Below are 21,059 nucleotides of genomic sequence, written 5' to 3'. Positions count from 1 at the left end.
GCCTGGGGCAGCATGCCGATGCCGCCCCAGGCGCAGATTCCCGATTCCGACCTGCGCACCGTGGTGGGGTGGATTCTTGAGGCAAAATAGCGGACTGGCCGCCCCGTGGCGCGGCCAGCGCGCCGCCGCGCCGGCCGTGCCGACAGGCAATACTGGCAGCGAGCGGGCTTTTCGCCGTCCCCACGGCTCTTCAAAGTTCGGAGCATATCCATGAAGCAGTTTGTCATCGCAACGCTGATGCTGGCTTGCGCCGCCTCGGCCAACGCTGCGGTCGATGCCGCCAAGGCCCAGGAAATCGCCAACAAGAACGCCTGCATGGGCTGCCACCAGGTCGACAAGAAGCTGGTTGGCCCGGCCTACAAGGACGTGGCGGCCAAGTACAAGGGCGACAAGAACGCGCTGGCAACGCTGACCAAGAAGGTCAAGGGCGGCGGTTCTGGCGTCTGGGGCCCGGTGCCGATGCCCGCCAATGCCGCGTTGAGCGATGCCGACCTGAAGACGGTCGTGGAGTGGGTGCTGGCAGGCGCCCCGGCCAAGTAAGCACAGCCAGGGCAAGCCCTGCCCGGACCGGTTACGGCTTCGGGACCAAAGGGGCGCCGATGGCGCCCCTGTGCGAGGGCGGCAATGCACCGCCCGCTGCGGCGCGAAAAAAAAGCGCGGCAGGCCAACAGAAAACCAAGCCGGAACGGAAAACGCAGGAGAAGAGGAAACAATGCATTCAAAACGACGAGACGTATTGCGGGTCACCTCCGTGCTCGCACTGATGGCCGCCACCGGCCTGATCAGCAAGGCGCAGGCGGCGGAGTGGAACAAGACCGCCTTCGACGGCAAGAGCGTGGCCGACGTCATCAAGGCATTTGGCGGCAGCGGCACCGAGAAGAGCACCGCCATTGTCTTTACCGCCCCCGACATCGCCGAGAACGGCGCCGTGGTGCCGGTCGCCGTGACCAGCAACATCCCTGGCACCGAGCAGATCGCCATCCTGGTGGAAAAGAACCCCAACACGCTGGCAGCGGATTTCATCATCCCGGCCGGCACCGAGCCCTTCGTCTCCACGCGGGTGAAGATGGGCCAGACCTCGATGGTGTACGCCGCCGTCAAGGCCGGCGGCAAATGGTACGTGGCGTCCAAGGAAATCAAGGTGACGCTGGGTGGCTGCGGCGGCTGAGGCCACGCTCCCATCCACCCAAGCGGATTTCCCGCCCCACCATTACCTGAAAGAGGAAAGAACATGGCAGACCCGATGCGCGTACGTGCCGCCGAGAGCGGCGGTGTGGTCGACGTCAAGATCCTGATGAAGCATGACATGGAAACCGGCCAGCGCAAGGACGCGTCCGGCAAGATCATTCCCGCCTGGCATATCCAGAGCGTGACGGCACAGTGCAAAGGCAAGGAGGTATTCCAGGCCCAGTTCGGCCCGGCGGTATCCAAGGATCCCTTCCTGAACTTCAAGTTCAAGGGCGGCGCCAAGGGCGACAAGGTCACGGTGACCTGGGTCGACAACCGCGGCGACAAGCGGACCGACGAAGCCACCATTTCCTGATCGAACCGGCTACGGGCCGGTACCGGCCTGGCCGAGCGGGCAGCGGCATCCTCTGCTATGGTTCAGGTCGAATGTCGGGCCCGGGCCGGCGCATGGTGCGCGCGGGGGCGCGACCGGAAGGATAGCAATCATGCGGCGAGCATTTATTCGAGCAACGGCGGCGCTGGCGGCGATGGGCCTGGCCGCCAAGGCGGCGGCGCAAGCGGCGCCGGCGGCTGCGGGCAAGGGCGGGCGCGTCAAGGTGGTCTACCAGCTGTCCGAAGGCACGGACCAGGCAGTGCGCGCCATGGCCAACCTGCGCAACCACCTGAACGCCGCGCCGGATACCAAGATCGTGGTGGTGGCGTTTGGCTACGGCGTGGACTTCATCGTGCAAGGCGCGCGTGACGCGCGCGGCAACACCTTCGAGGCGGCGGTCGGCGCGCTGGCCAGTTCCGGCGTCGAGTTCCGCGTTTGCCGCAATACGCTCATGGCGCGCAAGATTCCGGAGTCCAGCCTGCTGATGGAAGCCAAGGTGGTACAGGCTGGCGTGGTGGAAGTGGCCAAACTGCAGTTCGATGAAGGCTATGCCTATATCAAGCCGTAAATACGCAAGCTGTAGATACGCAAGCCGTAAATAGAGGTTGTTAGAGGTTGCAAGCAGCACCCGCGCAAGAGCCGGCCCGCACCGGGCGCCGATAACGGGAAGACAAGCCATAAGATGGGCCCGCACGGACTGACGCCACACGGCGGCAGGCTCCGAGGCCCCGAGGAGAAGCCCCATGAAAACGATCAGACGCCGCCACACCGGCGCCGCGCTGGCGCTGGCCGGCACCGTGGCGCTTGCCGCCGCGGCGGTGCACGCCCAGGGCAGCACCGCCGAGGAAATCGCCAAGTACCGGCAGATGCTCGCCGAGGGCAACCCCGCGGAACTGTGGGAAGCCGCCGGCGAGGAACTCTGGAAAAAGCCCGCCGGCCCCAAGAACGCCTCGCTCGATCAATGCGACCTGGGCAAGGGCCCCGGCGTGACCAAGGGCGCCTACGCCGAGTTGCCGCGCCTGTTCAAGGACACCGGGCGCGTGATGGACCTGGAGCAACGCCTGGCTTACTGCCGCGTGACGCTGCAGGGCCTGACCCAGGAAGAGGCCATGAAGAATCCCTTCGCCTCCACCGGCAAGCCCTCCGACATCGAGCGCCTGGTGGCCTTCGTGGCCGGCGAATCGCGCGGCATCAAGATGAACGTGGAGCTGAACCATCCTGAAGAAAAACGCGTGTACGCCCTCGGCCAGAAGATGTTCTTCTACCGTGGCGGCGCCTACGACTTCGCCTGCGCCACCTGCCACGCCGTGGACGGCCAGCGCATCCGCCTGCAAGAGCTGCCCAACCTGCTGACCAAGCAAGGCGCGCAAGCCGCGTACACCACGTGGCCCGCCTACCGCGTCTCGCAGGGCGAGGTACGCTCGATGCAGCACCGCCTCTACGACTGCCTGCGCCAGCAGCGCTTTCCCGAACCCGCCTATGGCTCCGACGTGATCACCGCGCTGAGCCTGTTCCTCGCCAGGAACGCAAACGGCGGCACATACGACGGTCCGGCCATGAAGCGCTGAGGCAAGGGAGAGCAGAGATGAAACAAGCGCACAAATACGCACAAGGCACGCTGGCCACGTTCGCCATGCTGGCCTGCATGGGTAGCGTGGCTCACGCGCAGGACAGCGCCAAGCCAGCCAAGGCCACAAAGCCTGCGAACATCACCGCCAAGGCCGCCGCCGTCAGCGACGCCGACATGAAGACGCTGATCGAAAGCTCCTTTACCTCCAAGGGCCCCGCCACGGTCGAAGGCGTGCTCGATCGCGACGCCATGCAGAAGGCTTGCAGCGACTACCCCGACCGCTCCAAGGTGCCAGCCGCGGTGGCCAGGAAGATCGAGGCCGCCGAGTTCAAGCAGATCAAGTACCCCGCCGACAAGCAATGGCTGGGCGACTGGAAGGAAGGCGAGAAGACCGCCCAGAACGGGCGCGGCATGCAGTTCTCCGACGCGGTCGGCAGCCCCAACGGCGCCAACTGCTATGCCTGCCACCAGATGACCAAGGCCGAGATCTCGTTTGGCAATATCGGCCCGTCGCTGTACCAGTACGGCAAGCTGCGCGGCGACTCCGAGGCGGTGCTCAAGTACACCTGGGGCAAGATCTGGGATTCCAGCGCGTTCGCGGCCTGCTCCAACATGCCACGCTTCGGGCACAAGGGCATCCTCACCGAGCAGCAGATCCGCGACGTGATGGCGCTGCTGCTGGACCCGGCCTCGCCGGTCAACCAGTAAGGCTGCGCGATGACACCCAGCCACATGGCAGGCTCGCTGCGGCGCGCGCGCGTGCTGCTCCTGCTTGCCGCACTGGCCTGGAGCGGCGCGGCCGCCGCGCTGGAGGTAGGCGACACCGTGCGCCTGCCGCCGGTGCAGTTGCTCGACGGCCGGGTCCTGACGCCCGCCGACCTGGCCGGCAGGCCGCTGGTGGTGGAAGTCTGGGCATCGTGGTGCCCATTCTGCGCACTGCAGAACCCGCGCCTGCAAAAGCTCTTCGAGAGCACCGGCGGCGCGCGCGGCGGGCTGCAGGTGCTGGCGCTCAGCATCGACAAGGACCCTCGCGACGCCACCGCCTACATGGCGAAACACGGCTACACCTTCCCGGCCGCGATGGACACGCCCGCGCTGCGCGCCGCGCTCGGCAAGCGCCGCGGCCTGCCCGAGCTGTACGTGATCGACGCCCACGGCAAGGTCGTGCAGAAGGAGGTTGGCGAGATGCTGGAAGAGGAAGTCGCGGCGCTGGCCAGGTACGCCACGCCAACGCAGAAGTAGCCACATCGGCCACATCGGCCACATCGGCCACATCGGCCACATCGGCCACAAGATGCCGGGTCGCAAGAGCCAGACACCGGCGCATGACATGCACAGGACGAGACAATGAACCGACGCGAGTTCCTGCAGGTGCTGGCTATCGCCGGCGCCGGCGGCATGACCTTTCCCGCCACCGATGCGCAAGCCGCGCAGGCCGCCGGCAAGCTCTACGACGTGCCACGCTTCGGCAATGTGCACCTGCTGCATTTCACCGATTGCCACGCGCAACTGCGCCCGCTGCATTTTCGCGAGCCCAACGTCAACCTCGGCGTGGGCGACTACGCGGGCAAGCCGCCGCACCTCGTCGGGCAGGCCTTCCTGCGCCACTACGGCATCGCCCCCGGCAGCGCGCAGGCCCACGCCTTCACCTATCTCGATTTCACTGAAGCCGCGCGCCGCTACGGCAAGGTTGGCGGCTTTACCCACCTCGCCACGCTGGTCAAGCAGCTCAAGGCCGGGCGGCCCGGCGCGCTGCTGCTCGACGGCGGCGACACCTGGCAGGGCTCCGCCACCGCGCTGTGGACGCGCGGGCAAGACATGGTCGACGCCGCGCTGGCACTGGGCGTGGACGTGATGACCCCACACTGGGAGATGACGCTCGGCGCCGAGCGCGTCACCGAGATCGTCGAGCGCGACTTCAAGGGCAAGATCGCCTTCCTCGCGCAGAACATCAAGACCAACGACTTCGGCGATCCCGTCTTCGAACCCTACGTGATCCGCGAGATGAACGGCGTGCCGGTGGCCATCATCGGCCAGGCTTTCCCCTACACACCGATCGCCAACCCGCGCTACTTCACGCCCGACTGGACCTTTGGCATCCAGGAAGAAAACCTGCAGCAGGTCATCGACCAGGCGCGCGGCAAGGGCGCGCAGGTGGTCGTGCTGCTGTCGCACAACGGCATGGACGTGGACCTCAAGCTCGCCTCGCGCGTGCGCGGGCTCGACGCCATCCTCGGCGGCCACACGCACGACGGCATGCCCGCGCCGGTGCCAGTCAGCAACGCCGGGGGCACCACACTGGTCACCAACGCCGGGTCCAACGGCAAGTTCCTCGGCGTGCTCGACTTCGACGTCAAGGGCGGCAAGGTCAGCGGCGTGCGCTACCGCCTGCTGCCGGTCTTCGCCAACTACCTCGCCGCCGATCCCGCCATGGACGCGCTCATCGCCAAGGTGCGCGCGCCGTACGAGAAGCAACTCGGCGAAGTGCTGGCGCGCAACAGCGGCCTGCTATATCGCCGCGGCAATTTCAACGGCACGTTCGACCAGTTGATCCTGGACGGCCTGATGGACGTGCAGGGCGCCGAGATCGCCTTCTCGCCCGGCTTTCGCTGGGGCACCACGCTGCTGCCCGGGCAGGCCATCACCATGGAACACCTGATGGACCAGACCGCCATCACGTATCCCCACACCACCGTCACAGCGATGAGCGGCGAGACCATCAAGACCATCCTCGAAGACGTGGCCGACAACCTGTTCAACCCCGATCCCTACTACCAGCAAGGCGGCGACATGGTGCGCGTGGGTGGCCTGCAATACACCATCGACCCCACCGCATCGATGGGAAAACGCATCACCGAGATGCGCCTCAAGGGCCGGCCCATCGACGCCGACAAGACCTACAAGGTAGCCGGCTGGGCACCCGTCTCGGAAGACGCCCGCCAGAGCGGCAGCCCGCCGATCTGGGACCTGATGGCCCAGTGGCTGCGCGCCTCCGGCGAGGTCACCGCCCGCCCGTTGAACCTGCCCACGGTGCGCGGCATGACCGGCAACGCAGGCATGGCAACGTGATTGAACAGCCGCGAAAAACTGAGCTACAATCGTTCGTCACGGGCCGATAGCTCAGCTGGGAGAGCGCTGCGTTCGCAATGCAGAGGTCGGGAGTTCGATCCTCCTTCGGTCCACCAGGATAAAATTAATGAAATCAAGGGCTTGGCATCTCGCCAAGCCCTTTTTCTATTCTGGCTTCCTCAGATTTCTGTCTGGCTTTTCTCCCCGCAGGGTGACATGAGGGTGCCAGGATTGTTGTGCCTGTCGGCCCGAAGAATGCCACACGGCCTGGCATAGGATCAACGGTTTCGTTCAGTTGTGCCGACCATTGACAATCGGTCACAGTCATCGTTGCCACAGTCGAAGACTGTTGCTGCACCATTGCCCCCGCCTATGGGCAATGGTCCTGACCAATGCAGTCCCGTTCAACATTCACAGTGCTGGCTGTAGCCGTTGGGGGCGTGGACCGTGGACCGTTGTGTATGTCCCCAATGGTTGTCACAGTCGCATGACCGCTGGCACCACCATTGTTCCGACGACCATTGGTAGGCACTGGTCCGGTGGAGCAGTGTCACCGTTGGTGTAGATGGCCGCTTCCATTGGCGGACAACAGTTTCCAATACGGCGGTCGCATCTGGCACAAGCAATAGCCTTGGGGACGCTGACTTGATGTTCCGTGGTCATTTGCTGATCGACGGTTCCTCGGATTTCAGCACCTTGGGCGGACCCGCTTTGGACACCATGTGTATGCCGACCCGGTCACTTATGTCAGCCGCCCTTGGCCTTCATTAACTGGTGCAAGGCGCATGGACGCGACCTATACTGGGTCGAATCTGTTACGCCGGTCATTTGAGAGCCGGCGATGTTGATTCTCAGAATTCCGGGGGCGCATACAAGTGAGGAATCCACTATGTTCCAACATATGTTGCTTGCCGTTGACGGCTCGGATTTGCCAGTGGCGGCTTTGCACAAGGCCATCTCCTTTGCCCACGACTCCCTCGCCCGCGTAACGGCAATCCACGTCATCCCGGACCTCCGCCTTCACGGTTATCAGGTTGTTATGCTGGCCGGTTTGCGAGAGCGGTACGAACAAGAGGCGCGTAAAGCGATTGCTGGCCATCTGAGGACCGTATCCACCGAAGCAGAGGCAGCGAATGTCCGGTGCGATACCGTCTCAGTCATCCACGCGCATCCTTATGAGGCCATTATTCATGTCGCGCAAGAGCGTGCGTGTGACTTGATCGTTATGGCGATGCATGGGCGGCGAGGGATTCAGGGCATCTTGCATGGCAGGGAAACCCAAAAGCTTCTCGCGCACAGCGATATTCCGGTGCTGGTGTACCAGTGATGGCACTGCGTTTGGACGGGGCCGCAGTGATAAGTGTCGGTTCGGTTATGTAGACCAGTCCAACGAAGCGGGGTAACCTCATCGGGCACTTGGTGGGGTCATGCACTCGAAGCAGGTGAAGCGGGGCGTTTTCTGGTCGCTTGCCGGATTTATCGGGAAGCCCGTGCAGGACTACGCTGCCGAAGCCGGTATCCAGTTGCTTGATGGTGCGGGAATTGTCGAGCGCATCCGTGCCTTGGATGCCGAGAAGCAAGCGAGGCTGCTGACACGTGCGTTTGAAGGTGATTACCAGACCCCGACTTGTGCGGCCTGCGGCATCAAGATGGTGGAACGACAAGGGAAGGGCGGTTCCTTCTGGGGTTGTCGCAACTACTCGAAGGGGTGCCGGGTCAGGCTTCCACGTGCCGCCTGATCTCATCGGGGACGGGGCAAGCCATGAGGTCAGCGGGTTGTCAATTCATTAACCACGGCCACGTGATAATCACGTTGCAATAATTGTTGACTCGCCACCATCCATGAATACACGTATCAACGGGACGCTCAAAACTTGGAACGGCGACAAAGGGTTCGGGTTTATCGCCCCGTCAGGTGGTGGTCGGGACATCTTCGTTCATATATCAGCCTACCCCAAGCAGGGTGGTCAGCCGAAGGTTGGTGAGTCGCTGACGTTCCTTGTAATGCTCGATAAAGATGGCAAGAAAAAGGCCATCCTTGTCCAACGGACCGGGGCTAGTCCGTCAGTATCGCGTCGAAGTCGTGCGCAAGCGCCAGTCCGCCAAGGAAGATCAATCGGCCCCCGTCTGGCTGGATTGATCGCTGTTGCCGTTTTCTTTGGTGTCGGATACAAGTACATCGCCCCGAAGTTCGGCGGGCCCGAATCGTTGGCTTCTGACTCGACTCAGGTGCCAGTATCAGTATCGATGGCGTCTAGCCCATTTCAGTGCGATGGACGGAAATATTGTTCTCAGATGACCTCTTGCAAAGAGGCCAAATATTTCCTGAAAAACTGTCCCAACACTGAGATGGACGGTGACCGTGACGGGATTCCTTGTGAGTCCCAGTGGTGTACGAGCATTTTTTCCGAATAGGATGCTTCGAGTTTGATGATCCCGGCAATCCGCTTCGGCGGGATTCTTGTTTGCGCTTCCGAAGGTTGCGGGAGCCAGAATACCGACGTGTGCCGCTTGTCAGTAATTGCCGTATGGCGCAGATCGTGCCGATGGGTGAAGTGGCCCAAGAGAAAGGCGACCTCGCCACCTTGCGACCGGGTCTGAGTCTAGCCGTTGACGGCCAACTTCCTAGCCAGTTCTCTGGCGTCAATTGATACATACCGCTGAAGCATATTCGCGGTGGCGTGCCCCGATATGGCACGCAGTTCAAGCACTGAGAAGCCCTGTCCAGCTAGTCGGGTGAGGGCGTCGTGTCGCAGGTCATGGAACGTGAAGTCATGAATGCCTGCCCTTCCGACTGCTCGTTCATATGCCTGCTTCAGGGCTTCGACTGAGACAGGGAAGACTGGACCGCTGACGCTTCTGGGCAAGGACGCCAACATCGAAGCGCAAGGCGGAGACAGGGGAACGATCCGTGGCTGGCCGGTCCTGGTGATCTTCAGTCCAGCTGTGTTGTGGTTCAAGTCAACATCCTTCCAGTTCAGGGCAAGGATTTCGCCCCGTCGTGCCGCCGTTTCCAAGGCGAAGACCACGACCGGCTTGATCCACGGATTCTGGCACTGTCCGCAACTGCCGACCAGCGCCTCACGTTGTGTCGGCGTCAGCACCCGATCACGCGGCTTACCGGCGCTTGGCTTGCTGACAAGACTTACCGGGTTTGCCGGAAGCGCAATCGCCCATTCTCGGATGGCGACGCTGAAGACATGCCCAAGAAGTTGAAGCTCACGCAGCACCGTGCCGGGCGAAACTTCCTTCAGTCGGGCGTCCCGCCATGATGCGATCATCTGCGGTGTGATGGCCAACAGGGAATACTTGACAAGGTCTTGCTGCTTGAAGCGCCCGATTCTGTAGGCTTCTGACCGACTTCCGCGCTTGGCCGTGCTGATTTCCTCGCCATAGCGGTCCAGAAGCTGCGCGAGTGTGGTTTGCTTGATCTCAGACTTGTCGGTCCAGTCGCCGGTGTCGATCAGTCGTTCTTGCTGCTGTGCCCACTTCTCGGCGTCCTTTTTCAGGTCGAAAGTCTTCGTCTGAAGGGGATACCCCTTCCGCTTGATGATTGCCTGCCAGCGGTCATTGCGTTGTCGGATGGTTGCCATCACTGCCCCAAGGGTGACAGCAGGGTGACAAGCCAAACAAATAATCTTGAAGCGAACCCGGAAAGCCGCTCCACAATTGACCAAACGGTCGCCCGACTCCACCGGGGGAGCTGCGTTCGCAATGCAGAGGTCGGGAGTTCGATCCTCCTTCGGTCCACCAGGATTCGCAGTACAAGACAACGCACTACGTTTGACGACGTAGTGCGTTTTTTGTTTTTGGGGTGCGGCATTCCCTGAAGCGCAAGCCGACGCTGCGGCGGACATGACGGTATTACGGCGTGATTGCACGATGCGCCCCCCGGGGGCGCACGTCGTTCTCACGGCTCACCGCGGTTATTCGCGGCGCGTCTTTTGCGAAACCGGGACTACCGACGGATTTGCGGCCGTGGGTGCCGGTACGGACGGCGCCGGGGACGGCCTGAACTGCGGGGCGGGCGAATGCGGCAGCCGCACGGGTGCCATGCCCTCGGATCCCAGCAGCGCCTGGCCGTTGTCATAGCCGGTGGAGACGGCTTCGAGGTAACCCTGCGCAAACGTCTGCTCTGGCGTGACCAATGACTGGGCCGGTGCGGGGGGCTGGGCATAGGCGATGCTGTTCGCGCATAGCGCGAGCACACGCACCAACAGGACACCTCGGCGCAGCGTTCGCATCGCTGCCTGCATGCGCGAGCAGGGCAGGCTCTCTCGTGGTTCATGGCAGTTGATCTTCATGAGGGTTCTCCAAAGGAGCGATGGCTCCAGGCGGAAAGGTGGCAACGTGGAAGGAAACGAGCATCGGCGCCGCGCTCTGAACCCTTAACCGCATGGACCATGCCATCCGCCTGGCAGCGCCAATAGCGGCGACGTCGCCGCTTTTCCGGGTAAACCTGTTGGAGAACGACAGACACGCATGCTGCCCGTGGTTGGGCAGGACACGACATGCGATCGATGAAAGCGAGAGGCGACTGCCCCGTCCCGGCTGTGGATAACCAGGCAAAAACCTGGGGACAAGCAGGCAGGAAAGCTGTGCCCCGGTTGGGGGTGGGTTGTGGAGCGTATACGAACAACTTCGAGGCGGTTTTTCCTCGCCACGTATACGTCCAGTAGATATCCCGCGAGATCAGGGTATTCCCTAGAGCTTATCCTGTTCGCAAGTCATTGAGCGGAAAGGGAAAAACCGGCTTATCCACGGGAAAACGGGCCGTTTACCTACTACTACTATATTGGTATACGTAAACAATAAAGAAAGACATACAGCAACCGTTGCGTCGGACGTATACGTTGCCCGCATTTGTCGCAGCGCTTGACCCGTATACCTGCGTGGACATCCTCGCCAGCGGGTATACGTGCTGCCGTCGCCTGCCCGACGTTTACCTCACCTTCGCGGCACCTTGAACGCTTGCCTTGCGAGCAAGGCCTCCTCTCGCGTCTCGCAGCCTTCCCGGTGATCGTTGACCAGGCCCATGGCCTGCATCAGCGCGTACATCGTGGTGGGGCCGACAAAGCGCCAGCCGCGTTTCTTCAGGTCCTTGGACAGCGCGGTGGATTCCGGCGAGATGGCCATGGTGCGCAGCACTTCCGGCGTCAGCCGCTTGGGGCGGCTGGCCGGATCGGGCTCGAAGCGCCAGAAGTACGCGGCCAGCGACGGCTCCGTCTCCAGCAGTTCCAGGGCGCGCTGCGCGTTGTTGATCGCCGCCTCGATCTTGCCGCGGTGCCGCACGATGCCGGCGTCGCCCAGCAGCCGCTGGATATCGCGTTCGCCGAAGCGGGCCACCTTTTCAATCTCGAAGTTGGCGAAGGCGCGGCGAAACGCCTCGCGCTTGCGCAGGATGGTGAGCCAGCTCAGGCCGGCCTGGAAACCTTCCAGGCATAGCTTCTCGAACAGGCGCCGGTCGTCGTCAACGGGAAAGCCCCATTCGTTGTCGTGATAGTGGCAGTAGTCTTCCAGCGTGCCGCACCAGCCGCAGCGCTGGCGCTCCGTGTCCGCCACGATGTTTGTCGCTGGTAGCGCCGCTTTCTTTGGCACCTTCTTCGGCACCTTCGTCGCCACCTTTTTTGTCACGTCGCTATCTGCTGCCATGGGTGCGTTCTCCTTCGACCTGCCATCTTAAAGCGACTCGCGCGGCATGTCCCGCCCGCGCGGCCTCGGGGCGCATTTGCTACGATGCCGCCAGTAAAGGACGAATTCATCAAGAGGACTGACATGGAAAAACGACTGGCGACCATCGAAGAAGACGGCTGGCAGCTCGACGACGGCGAGGTCATCGGCGAGGCGCATCCAGAAACGTTCTGGGTGCCGGCACTGGCGGAGCGCCAGGCACTGCAGGCCGGCCAGCTGGTGAAGCTGATCTTTCGCATCGTCACCGCCGACGAGCAGGACCGCGAGGAGCAGCACGTGGAACGCATGTGGGTGATCGTGACCGGCCGCGAGGGCGATCTCTACAGTGGCGAGCTGGACAACCAGCCCTATTGCACGGAGGAAATGGCGCCCGGCATGCCGCTCTGGTTCGAGGCGCGGCATGTGATCAATATCCATAAAGAGGGCGAAGAAGAATAACCCCCCGGTCAAGCGCCCAGCCGGTGCGTATCGCCTGGAATCGCCTGGAAATGTCGGCCTGGCGTTACACTGGGCACGCATGATGCAGGCGGCTACGGGTGCCGGCAAACGCTGTATCCGCACCAACGGCCGCCGCCTTCCCCAACCTTCTTAGGCGAAACCTCATCTGATGCGCTGGATATTCGGGGTGATTGGCTTGGTGCTCGGCATGGTGGCGGCCGGGTTTGGCGGTGCGCTGACGGGCGCAGTCCTGGGCTTCGGTTTCGGCTGGATGGTCAGCGACCGGCCCACCCGGCCTCCTGGTGAGGGCGAAGCGCAGGGCGTGGCGGCGGCTCCGCTCGAAGCCCGCGTGCTGCGGCTCGAGCAGGAGCTGTCCACGCTCAAGCGCGAGCTGGCGAGCCTGCGCGGCGAGAGCGCGGGCACCCCATCGGCTCCATCGGCCCTTGGCGCAGCGCCGGGTACGGTTGTAGCCAGCGAATTCCCGTCCTTCGAGCCGGCCGCCAGCGTCGCCGTGCCAGCGCCGCTCCCTCCGGCGGCGATCCCGATCGCGGCGGCACCCGCGCCGATCTCCACGCCAGCTCCGGCATCGGCTCCCGCACCTGCAAGCGCGCGCCACATTGAACCACCGCTTTCGTCCACGCTCGGGCCGGGCGAACCCGATTTCGTCGAGCGCGCGATATCCGCCGCGCGCGGCTGGCTGCTTGGCGGCAACAGCGTGGTGCGGGTGGGCATCCTGATCCTGTTCTTCGGCGTGGCGTTCCTGCTCAAGTACGCCGCCGACAATGCCATGCTGCCGGTCGAGCTCCGGCTGGCGGGCGTCGCGGCCGGCGCGGTGCTGCTGCTGCTGGCGGGCTGGCGCCTGCGCGAGCGGCGCGCCGCCTATGCGCTGGTGTTGCAGGGCGGTGGCGTGGGCGTGCTGTATCTCACCGTCTTCGCCGCCACCAAGCTCTATGGCCTGCTGCCGGCCGCGGCCGCGTTCCCGCTGATGGTGGTCATCTGCGCGCTCGCCGGCGGCCTCGCGGTGCTGCAGAACGCCCCGGCGCTGGCCTTCACCGGCAGCGCCGGCGGCTTCCTTGCCCCGGTGCTGATCGCAACGGGCGGCGGCAGCCATGTGATGCTGTTCAGCTACTACGCGCTGCTCAATGCCGGCATCTTTGCCATTGCCTGGTTCCGGGCCTGGCGCCAGCTCAACCTGCTCGGCTTTGCGTTTACCTTCGGCATCGGCACGGCCTGGGGCGCGCTGAACTACCGGCCCGAGCTGCTCGCCACCACGGAGCCGTTCCTGATCCTGTTTTTCCTGATGTATACGGGCATCGCGCTGCGCTATGCGCTGCGCCGGCAGGTCAGCCTGAAGGACTACGTGGACGGCACGCTGGTGTTCGGCACGCCGCTGCTGGCCATGGGGCTGCAGGCCGCGCTGGTGCGCAATATTCCTTTTGCCATGGCATGGAGCGCGGTGGCGCTCGCCGCGTTCTATCTCTGCCTGGCGGCCTGGCTGGCAGGGCGCCGCGATCGCCTGGGGCTGCTGTTTGAAGCCGTGCTGGCGCTGGGCGTCATCTTTGCGTCGCTGGCGGTGCCGCTGGCGTTCGACGGGCGCACCACAAGCGCCGTATGGGCCGTGGAAGGCGCCGCCGTGGTGTGGGTGGGGGTGCGCCAGCAGCGGCGCCTTGCGCTGGCCAGCGGGCTGCTGCTGCAGCTGGCGGCCGGCGCGGCGTTTGCCGCGGGCAGCTTGTTCGATGCCACGCAACTGGCGTGGCCGGTGCTGAACAGCCGCTACGTGGGCACGCTGCTGCTCGCGGTGGCCGGTGTCTTCAGCGGCTGGCGCCTGCACGGGCGGCCCGAGGCGCGTGCCTGGTCCGCGCCATGCGCGCCGCTCGGCCTGGGGGCGGCGTTGTGGGGGCTTCTGTGGTGGCTGGGCGGTGGCGTGATCGAGATCCAGCACTGGCACGGCGTGCGGGGCTGGCAGGTGCGCGCGCTGCTCGACATGCTGGCGATGTTCATGGTGCTGAGCGCGTGGCTGGCGCACTTGGCGCGGCGCGTCCTGGCGTGGCCGCTGGCCGGCGTGCCGGCGCGGGGCATGGCGCCGCTGCTGGCGGTCCTGGCCGTGCTTAGCTGCATCGTGCCGTCGGCGTCGCCCTTGCTCGGCTTTGGCGCGCTCGCCTGGCTGGTCGTGTTTGGCGGGGCCTGGCTGCTGCTGTGGCGGCAGCAGGACGATGAACGCGATGCCTTGCTGGCGCCCATGCATGCCCTGTTGTTCTGGACCGTGTGCGTGCTGCTGTCCACCGAGGCTTACTGGCGGCTGCGCGCCTATGTGCCGGAGGGCGCCTGGAGCTGGAGCGCCTGGGCCTATGGCTATGGCGGGCTGCTGGCGCTGCTCTCGGCCTGGGGCTGGCGCCTGCGTTGGCCGGTGGGGCGTTTCCAGCGCGCTTACCTGCTATATGGCGCGCTGCCGCTGGTGGCGCTGCTGTGGCTGTGGAGCCTTGCCAGTGTGTCCAGCGACGGCGACGCCGCACCGCTTTCCTACCTGCCGCTGCTCAACCCGCTCGATGTTGCCCAGCTGCTTGCCATGCTGGCGGTGGCGCTGTGGCAGCACCGGCTTGCCGCCGCGGGCCAGGCCACGCGGCCGCGCGTGCTCGGGTACGCCGCGATCGCCACGGTGTTGCTATGGCTAAACGCCGTGCTCCTGCGTACCCTGCACCACTGGGCCGGCGTGCCCTACACGCTGGAGGGCCTGGCCGGCTCAACGCTGGTACAGGCGTCGCTGTCGATGTTCTGGACCGTGCTGGCGCTGATCGCCATGGTGGCAGCCACCCGCCGCGGCTCGCGCGCGCTGTGGTTTGTCGGGGGCGCGCTGCTAGGGGTGACGGTGGTCAAGCTGTTCCTGTTCGACCTGTCCTTCGTCAAGGGCATCGAGCGGATCATTTCGTTTATTGGTGTGGGCGTGCTGCTGCTGTTGATCGGCTACTTCTCGCCCCTGCCGCCGAAGCCAGAGGAGGCGACGTGATGGCGGCTTTCCGAACCGCGGCCGGGCGGGCGCTGCCGATGCTGATGGCCGCGCTGTTGCCATCGCTGCTGTCATCGCTGCTGCTGCCTCTGCCCGCGCGGGCTGAGCGGTTCGCGCTGGCGACCGACCGCGACGCGGCGTACTACGCGGTGACCCTGGATGCAGATGTCTACGCCCATAGCACGCGCCCCGGGCTGGCTGACCTGCGCGTGCGCAACGGCACGGGCGAATTGCTGCCCTACGCGCTGGATCTGCCGCCCGAGCCGGCGGCCGAGGTACGCACGCTGCGCGATGTGCCGTGGTTCGCGCTGCCGGCCGCGCAGTCGCGGCAGTCCGCGCCCATGGGCGTGGTGATCGGGGCCGACGGCGCGCTGCGCGCCGCCACCGCCCCGCCCGCAGCCGGCACTGCCGGGGCATGGCTGCTGGACCTGAGCCAGTTGCGCGACGACGCCGGCGCGGTGGTGATCGGCCTGCCGGATGGCGATTACCAGGGCAGGGTGGACGTTGCCAGCAGCGACGACCTGCAGCACTGGCAAGCCGCGGGCGGCGCGCAACTGCTGCGGCTGAGCCGCGAGGGCAGCACGCTGAGCCAGGACCGCATTGCGCTGGGGCGCCTGCGGGTGCGCTACCTGCGGCTGCAGTGGCAGGGCGCGCCGCCCGTGCCGGCGCGCGTGCAGGTGGAGACCGTGGCGGCCAGCCTGCCCTCACCGCTGGCGCTGCAATGGCGCGACGGCATCGTCGCCTCGCAGGCCCAGCCTGGGGGCGATTACCTGTTCGACAGCGGCGGACGCTTTCCGGCCGAGCGCGTGCGCATTCGGCTGCCGCAGGCCAACACGGTGGTGCAAGCCACGCTGTGGTCGCGGCCCGATGCGCAGGCAGCCTGGCGCATGGTCAGCAGCGCACAGCTCTACCGTCTTTCCGGCACGGCGGGCACCGAGCAGGAAAGCGCGCAGCTGGCGATCGGACGCAACACGGATCGCCTGTGGCGCCTGAGCGTGGATGCCCGCGCTGGTGGGCTTGGCGCTGGCATGCCGGTGCTGGCGCTTGGCTGGCGCCCCGCCGTGGTGACCTTTGTCGCGCGCGGCCCTTCTCGCTGGCGGTGGGGGAGCCGGCGGGCGCGGTGCAAGAACCCGGGGCGGTCGCGCGGGCCGAGTTGCTGGCCGGGCCGGCACCGGCGATCGCCGACGCCCGGATTGCAGGCATGACGGCATCGCCGCCGGCGTCCGTGCCTTCGGATACTCAGCGCAACCGGCGCTTGATCCTGTGGGGTGCGCTGCTGCTGGCGGTCGGCGTGCTGGGCTTGATGGCCTGGCGGCTGCTGCGGGTGCTGGGCGCGCCGCAGGCGCCGCCGGACTGAGCAAAGAAAAAGGCCAACCTTGCGGTTGGCCTTTTCCATTCCAAAGCGACGTAGGGCGGAATTACTGCAAGGGCTTGCCGGTACGGTCGTGCATGAACAGCAGTGCGACAAAGCTGATCGCGGCCGCGGCAATCACGTAATAGGCCGGCGCCAGCTTGCTGCCGCTCGATGCGATCAGCCAGGTCACGATCAGCGGGGCAAAGCCGCCGAAGATGGTCACGGCGAAGTTGTAGGCCAGCGACAGGCCGGTGGAGCGGACCTCGGTGGGGAACTGCTCGGCCAGCACGGCCGGCGCCGGGCCGGTGAAGGCCGCCAGCAGGATGCCCAGGATCACCTGGACCATCAGCAGGGTCTGGGTGGTTGGCGAGACGTTGAGCCAGTGGAACAGCGGATAGGCCAGCACGCCGATGATCAGCGCCACGGTGCCCAGCATGCGCTTGCGGCCCACGCGGTCGGACAGCATGCCCATCAGCGGGCACAGCACCAGGATGATGGCCCCGCACAGTGCGGTCGACTGGAAGGTGGCGCCCAGCGGCAGGCCGAGCTGTTGCTTGGCGTACGACGGCATGTAGAACACCAGCACATAGGTGCAGACCGTCCACAGGATGGTCACGCCCAGGCCGGCCAGCACTTCGCGCGGATGGTCGCGCAGTACCTGCGTGAGCGGCGAGAACTTGACCTTGCTGGCAGCGCGTTCGGCACGGCGGGCCTCAAAGGCGGGCGGCTCTTCCAGGTGCGAGCGGATATACATCCCGACCGGGCCGATCAGCAGGCCGAACAGGAACGGGATACGCCAGCCCCAGGCATCGATCTGCTCCGGCTCCAGGCCGTTGATCACCAGTGCGCCCATGGCAGCGCCCAGCATGAAGGAAATGCCCTGGCTGGCCTGCTGCCAGCTCGCATAGGCGCCGCGCTCCTCGTCGGGAGCGTGCTCGATCAGGAAGGCGGTGGCGCCGCCAACCTCGCCGCCGGCCGAGAAGCCCTGGATCAGCCGGGCCAGCACGATCAGCGCCGGTGCCCACAGGCCGATCGACGAATAGGTGGGCGCCAGGCCGATGATGGCGGTGCCGAGTGCCATCATCAGGATGGTCAGGGTCAGCGCTGCCTTGCGGCCGACGCGGTCGGCGTAGACGCCGAGCACGATGGCGCCGACCGGGCGCATGAAAAAGCCCACGCCGAAGGTGGCGACGGTCAGCAGGAAAGACGTGAGGTCATTGCCGGTGGGGAAGAACAGCTTGGCAATGATCAGCGCAAAGAAGCTGTAGACAGTGAAGTCGAACCACTCCAGGCCGTTGCCGATGGTGGCGGCGAGGATGGCCTTTCGTCGTTGGGCTTTGGATATTTCGTGGACTTGAGGTATTGCAGCGTTGGCTTGCATGTGGCGTTTGATGCGGTGAGAAATCGACGGGAGGCCTGCCCCGAAAACGGGCATGCGCTCCGAAAGGCAGAATAGTAAGCGATTCTTTAATTACCCAGCAGGATGGCAGCGTGTGGAGTCAGATCCGCATGGCCGGCTGTGCGGCCAGCGCCCGGTGGAATGTTCCACGTGAAGCACGCATGTCCGTGCCCGCCGTCCAGGGCGCGCGACGGCCGGGATTCAGGGCTGGCTGGCGTGATGCTGGCGCGCGCCGCGGGCGTCGGGCGCCTCGCCCGGGCCGGCTTCTTGTTGCGGCTCCGGTGTATCCGGCCGCTGGCGCGTGAGCCACAGCCACAGGGCGCTGCCGACCCACCCGGCCACGAAGACGGAATCGCCCACGTGGTTGAGCAGCGCCGGGGCGCCAGGCGCATTGAATACATCGACCAGCAAGGGGGCAGGAAGGCGGGCGGCAATCCATAGGAGCACAGCCGGTCCGCTTGCATACACGCCTGGCTGCCACCAGTTTGCATGGGGCAGCAAGGGCCTGTGGGCTGTGCGCTTGACCACGGTGTTCTCCAACCTGACACGCTTTCGGGGCGCGTCGTATCCAGTCATGCGGGGTTTGCCAGGGTCCGCGCGGACGACGCATTGCGCCGCGCGAAGCTGGGCCGGACCCCGTGCTGGAATCATAAGCCGATTGCCCGCTGCGTGTCCGAATCTTTAAAGCGTTGTGTGGTGCACCCCACGCTCGCAGGGTGGGCTGGGCGCGCATATGGTGGTGGGAAGTGCGGTGGCGCCGCGTGAATTCAAGTTTTTTGATGGAGGTGTCCGCAAATAGGTGGCGCTGGGGCTGGGCAGTTTTGTCAAACTGAACACCGCTATCAAAAGGACTTGAAGGCCGCCATCATGCTTCCCGCCATCTACATCTCCCACGGTTCGCCCATGCTTGCCCTTGAGCCGGGCTCGAGCGGCGCCGCCTTCGACGCCCTTGGCCAAGTGCTGAGGGCGCGCAAGCCGCGCGCCGTACTGGTCGTCTCGGCGCACTGGATCTACAGCACCCTGGTGGTCGGCACCCGCGAGCGGCAGGAGGCTTGGCACGACTTCGGCGGCTTTCCGCGCGCGCTGTACGAACTGCGCTACGACGCCCCGGGCTCGCCGGCGCTGGCCGCTCGCGTCAAGGCGCTGGTCGAGGCCGCGCAAGTCCCCGGCGCCGCGGTAGTGCTGCAGGACGATGAGCGCCCGCTGGACCACGGCGCCTGGATGCCGATGCGGCATTTCTTCCCGGATGCGGACGTCCCGGTGGTGCAGCTGGCCTTGAACCCCTATCTCCCCCCCGCAGCCCAGATCGAGATCGGCCGGGCGCTGGCACCGCTGCGCGACGAGGGCGTGCTGGTGCTGGGCTCGGGCAGCTTTACCCACAACCTGCAGGAAGTCTTCGGTGCCGGAGGCCGGCGCGAGCAGCACGGCTCGCCCGTCGAGCCCTATGTGGAGGCATTCCGCGGCTGGATGATCCAGGCGCTGGACGATGCGCTCGCCACCGGCGACACCACGCGCATCGCGGACTATCGCGCGCAGGCGCCGTATGCGCGCCGCGCCCATCCCGCCGACGAGCATTTGCTGCCGTTCTTCGTGGCGCTGGGCGCGGCGCTGGGCCCGCACGAAGGCGTGCCCGCCGGGCAGGCGCCGGCCGGCGTGGCACGCGTGGCCGATGAGGTCACTTATGGCGTGCTGGCGATGGATACCTTCGTGTTCGAAGGGGCTGGCACGCACCATGCCCCGGCATGGAGCGAGGCTGCCTGAGCCTGTCTGAGCCTGCCCGGGCATCATGCCTTGCGGGCCAGGAGGTAAGGGCGCGCCAGGCGCGCGCCCGCCACCGCGATCCAGCCCATGGTGAGGGCAACCACCCCCAGGCCGTATCGCAGGCTGGTGACATGGGCCACGCCGCCAATCATCACCGGTCCCATCAGCAAGCCGATATAGGCAAAGCGCGCCACGCGCGAGATGGCTTCGGCCGGCGTCACACCGGGCAGGCGCGAAGCCGCCACGAAGAAGATCGGCACCATGTTCGCCGCGCCCAGGCCCATCAGCGCGAAACCGACCAGGCTCGCCGCCGGCGCGGGCCACAACAGCGCCAGCAGGATTCCCGCGAACGCCACCCAGGCGCTGGCGCCGAGCGTGCGCGCGTCCGACCAGCGCGCGCGCAGGCGGTCGCCGCTAAAACGGCCGCAGGCCATGCCACCGGAGAACGCGGCATAGCCGGCGCTGATCCAGGCGTGCGGCGCCAGCGCCACCTCGCGCATGTAGACGCTGGACCAGTCATACATCGCACCCTCGCCAACCAGGCCGAGGAACGCCATCAGGCCTAGCAGCCAGAGCGCGCGCACCGCATGCGCGCGGTGATGCGCGGAAGGTGGCAGCACGGGATGGTCGTCCAGCAGCCAGGGCGCCACGCCCGCCGTGACCGCCGCGGTCAGCACCGCCATGCCGAGGGCGTGCGCCAGCGGCGGCACGCCCAGGCCCAGCAGCACGCCGCCAACCGCCGCACCCGCCATGCCGCCCAGGCTGAACATGCCGTGCAGCGCGGACATGATAGGCCGCGTGCGGCTGGCCTCCACCGTGGCGGCCTGCGCGTTCATGCCCACGTCGAAGGCCGCGTTGGCCGTGCCGAAGGCGATCAGCGCCAGGATCAGCAAGGCAAACTCCGGCATGGCCAGGATGGCCACGGTAGCCAGGGCGTAGACCAGGCCGCTGCGCCGACAAGCGGCCGCGCTGCCCACGCGCCCCACCCAGCGTCCCACCGGCCCCATCGCCGCGATGGCGCCCCCGGCCACGGCCAGCATGGCCAGCGACAGCACCGCATCCGACAAGCCGAAGCGCGCCTTGATAGTCGGGATGTGCACGCCCCAGGTGGCAAAGGTGGCGCCGTTGACAAAAAACAGCGCCATGGTGGCGCGCGCGGCATGCTCCACGCGCCGCGCGCTGACTGGCGCGGCGGCAGGCGTTGCGCAGGAG

At 65.8% G+C, this 21,059-nt stretch carries 19 protein-coding genes, 1 tRNA gene and 2 pseudogenes; 16 read left to right on the top strand and 6 right to left on the bottom strand.

What is annotated here, in order from left to right:
• Positions 1 to 210 precede the first annotated feature (210 nt).
• The 12 genes and pseudogenes from AC1RWI_RS33900 to AC1RWI_RS33845 all read left to right on the top strand — a co-directional run bounded on the left by AC1RWI_RS33900 (position 211) and on the right by AC1RWI_RS33845 (position 8,615).
• Entirely contained in the window at positions 211 to 540 is a 330-nt protein-coding gene (locus tag AC1RWI_RS33900) for a c-type cytochrome (protein ID WP_043350499.1), read from the top strand.
• A gap of 172 nt (positions 541 to 712) precedes the next feature.
• Complete coding sequence (gene soxY, locus AC1RWI_RS33895; RefSeq protein ID WP_043350495.1) at positions 713 to 1,168, top strand: thiosulfate oxidation carrier protein SoxY; 456 nt, start codon at positions 713 to 715, stop codon at positions 1,166 to 1,168.
• A gap of 63 nt (positions 1,169 to 1,231) precedes the next feature.
• Positions 1,232 to 1,543 (top strand): thiosulfate oxidation carrier complex protein SoxZ, encoded by a 312-nt coding sequence (soxZ, locus tag AC1RWI_RS33890; protein WP_043350492.1) that lies wholly within the window; start codon positions 1,232 to 1,234, stop codon positions 1,541 to 1,543.
• A gap of 130 nt (positions 1,544 to 1,673) precedes the next feature.
• Positions 1,674 to 2,129, top strand: coding sequence for a DsrE family protein (locus AC1RWI_RS33885; protein WP_043350490.1), 456 nt, complete (start codon positions 1,674 to 1,676; stop codon positions 2,127 to 2,129).
• Between the two features lie 175 nt (positions 2,130 to 2,304).
• Positions 2,305 to 3,129 (top strand): sulfur oxidation c-type cytochrome SoxA, encoded by an 825-nt coding sequence (soxA, locus tag AC1RWI_RS33880; RefSeq protein ID WP_492870496.1) that lies wholly within the window; start codon positions 2,305 to 2,307, stop codon positions 3,127 to 3,129.
• Positions 3,130 to 3,194: 65 nt separating this feature from the next.
• Complete coding sequence (soxX, locus tag AC1RWI_RS33875) at positions 3,195 to 3,839, top strand: sulfur oxidation c-type cytochrome SoxX (RefSeq protein ID WP_492870497.1); 645 nt, start codon at positions 3,195 to 3,197, stop codon at positions 3,837 to 3,839.
• Positions 3,840 to 3,848: 9 nt separating this feature from the next.
• On the top strand, positions 3,849 to 4,373 hold the full coding sequence (locus tag AC1RWI_RS33870) for a TlpA family protein disulfide reductase (protein WP_082054948.1): 525 nt from the start codon (positions 3,849 to 3,851) through the stop codon (positions 4,371 to 4,373).
• A 105-nt stretch (positions 4,374 to 4,478) separates the two neighbouring features.
• Complete coding sequence (soxB, locus tag AC1RWI_RS33865; protein ID WP_492870495.1) at positions 4,479 to 6,200, top strand: thiosulfohydrolase SoxB; 1,722 nt, start codon at positions 4,479 to 4,481, stop codon at positions 6,198 to 6,200.
• A gap of 40 nt (positions 6,201 to 6,240) precedes the next feature.
• Positions 6,241 to 6,316: transfer RNA gene (locus tag AC1RWI_RS33860), tRNA-Ala, on the top strand.
• Positions 6,317 to 7,089: 773 nt separating this feature from the next.
• Positions 7,090 to 7,527: a universal stress protein gene (locus AC1RWI_RS33855; protein WP_043350480.1), complete on the top strand. Its 438-nt coding sequence runs from the start codon at positions 7,090 to 7,092 to the stop codon at positions 7,525 to 7,527.
• A gap of 94 nt (positions 7,528 to 7,621) precedes the next feature.
• Positions 7,622 to 7,939 (top strand): annotated as a pseudogene (locus AC1RWI_RS33850) (restriction endonuclease); the annotation flags it as partial.
• 103 nt (positions 7,940 to 8,042) lie between these two features.
• Positions 8,043 to 8,615 carry a cold shock domain-containing protein gene (locus tag AC1RWI_RS33845; protein WP_492870494.1) on the top strand — a complete coding sequence of 191 codons (573 nt, stop codon included), beginning with the start codon at positions 8,043 to 8,045 and terminating at the stop codon, positions 8,613 to 8,615.
• 188 nt (positions 8,616 to 8,803) lie between these two features.
• On the opposite strand, the gene AC1RWI_RS33840 is transcribed toward AC1RWI_RS33845, so the two are convergent.
• The 3 genes from AC1RWI_RS33840 to AC1RWI_RS33830 all read right to left on the bottom strand — a co-directional run bounded on the left by AC1RWI_RS33840 (position 8,804) and on the right by AC1RWI_RS33830 (position 11,852).
• Positions 8,804 to 9,793 (bottom strand): tyrosine-type recombinase/integrase, encoded by a 990-nt coding sequence (locus AC1RWI_RS33840; RefSeq protein WP_492870493.1) that lies wholly within the window; start codon positions 9,791 to 9,793, stop codon positions 8,804 to 8,806.
• A 333-nt stretch (positions 9,794 to 10,126) separates the two neighbouring features.
• Complete coding sequence (locus AC1RWI_RS33835) at positions 10,127 to 10,504, bottom strand: hypothetical protein (protein ID WP_063778421.1); 378 nt, start codon at positions 10,502 to 10,504, stop codon at positions 10,127 to 10,129.
• Between the two features lie 643 nt (positions 10,505 to 11,147).
• Complete coding sequence (locus tag AC1RWI_RS33830) at positions 11,148 to 11,852, bottom strand: DNA-3-methyladenine glycosylase I (RefSeq protein ID WP_492870492.1); 705 nt, start codon at positions 11,850 to 11,852, stop codon at positions 11,148 to 11,150.
• A gap of 123 nt (positions 11,853 to 11,975) precedes the next feature.
• Here AC1RWI_RS33830 and AC1RWI_RS33825 point away from each other — a divergent pair, with 123 nt between their 5' ends.
• From AC1RWI_RS33825 to AC1RWI_RS33815, 3 genes and pseudogenes are all read left to right on the top strand, one after another.
• Positions 11,976 to 12,329, top strand: coding sequence for a DUF2314 domain-containing protein (locus tag AC1RWI_RS33825; protein ID WP_150991201.1), 354 nt, complete (start codon positions 11,976 to 11,978; stop codon positions 12,327 to 12,329).
• Between the two features lie 169 nt (positions 12,330 to 12,498).
• Complete coding sequence (locus AC1RWI_RS33820; RefSeq protein WP_492870491.1) at positions 12,499 to 15,333, top strand: DUF2339 domain-containing protein; 2,835 nt, start codon at positions 12,499 to 12,501, stop codon at positions 15,331 to 15,333.
• Positions 15,333 to 16,690 (top strand): annotated as a pseudogene (locus AC1RWI_RS33815) (DUF3999 domain-containing protein). The gene AC1RWI_RS33820 and the pseudogene AC1RWI_RS33815 overlap by 1 nt, the downstream one beginning before the upstream one ends.
• A gap of 61 nt (positions 16,691 to 16,751) precedes the next feature.
• Here the strand turns inward: AC1RWI_RS33815 and AC1RWI_RS33810 are convergent.
• Positions 16,752 to 18,068 carry an MFS transporter gene (locus AC1RWI_RS33810; protein WP_144409859.1) on the bottom strand — a complete coding sequence of 439 codons (1,317 nt, stop codon included), beginning with the start codon at positions 18,066 to 18,068 and terminating at the stop codon, positions 16,752 to 16,754.
• A 219-nt stretch (positions 18,069 to 18,287) separates the two neighbouring features.
• Positions 18,288 to 18,533, bottom strand: a complete 246-nt coding sequence (locus tag AC1RWI_RS33805) for a hypothetical protein (RefSeq protein ID WP_419188867.1) — start codon at positions 18,531 to 18,533, stop codon at positions 18,288 to 18,290.
• 420 nt (positions 18,534 to 18,953) lie between these two features.
• Between AC1RWI_RS33805 and AC1RWI_RS33800 the strand changes: the two genes are divergently transcribed.
• Positions 18,954 to 19,847 (top strand): DODA-type extradiol aromatic ring-opening family dioxygenase, encoded by an 894-nt coding sequence (locus tag AC1RWI_RS33800; RefSeq protein WP_043352421.1) that lies wholly within the window; start codon positions 18,954 to 18,956, stop codon positions 19,845 to 19,847.
• 23 nt (positions 19,848 to 19,870) lie between these two features.
• Here the strand turns inward: AC1RWI_RS33800 and AC1RWI_RS33795 are convergent.
• Positions 19,871 to 21,059, bottom strand: a 1,189-nt coding sequence (locus tag AC1RWI_RS33795) for an MFS transporter (protein WP_492870490.1), incomplete at its 5' end; no start/stop codon positions are given.

This window comes from Cupriavidus sp. MPR-AND1C, assembly GCF_058809705.1.
This window is presented reverse-complemented; position numbering and strand designations above follow the sequence as displayed.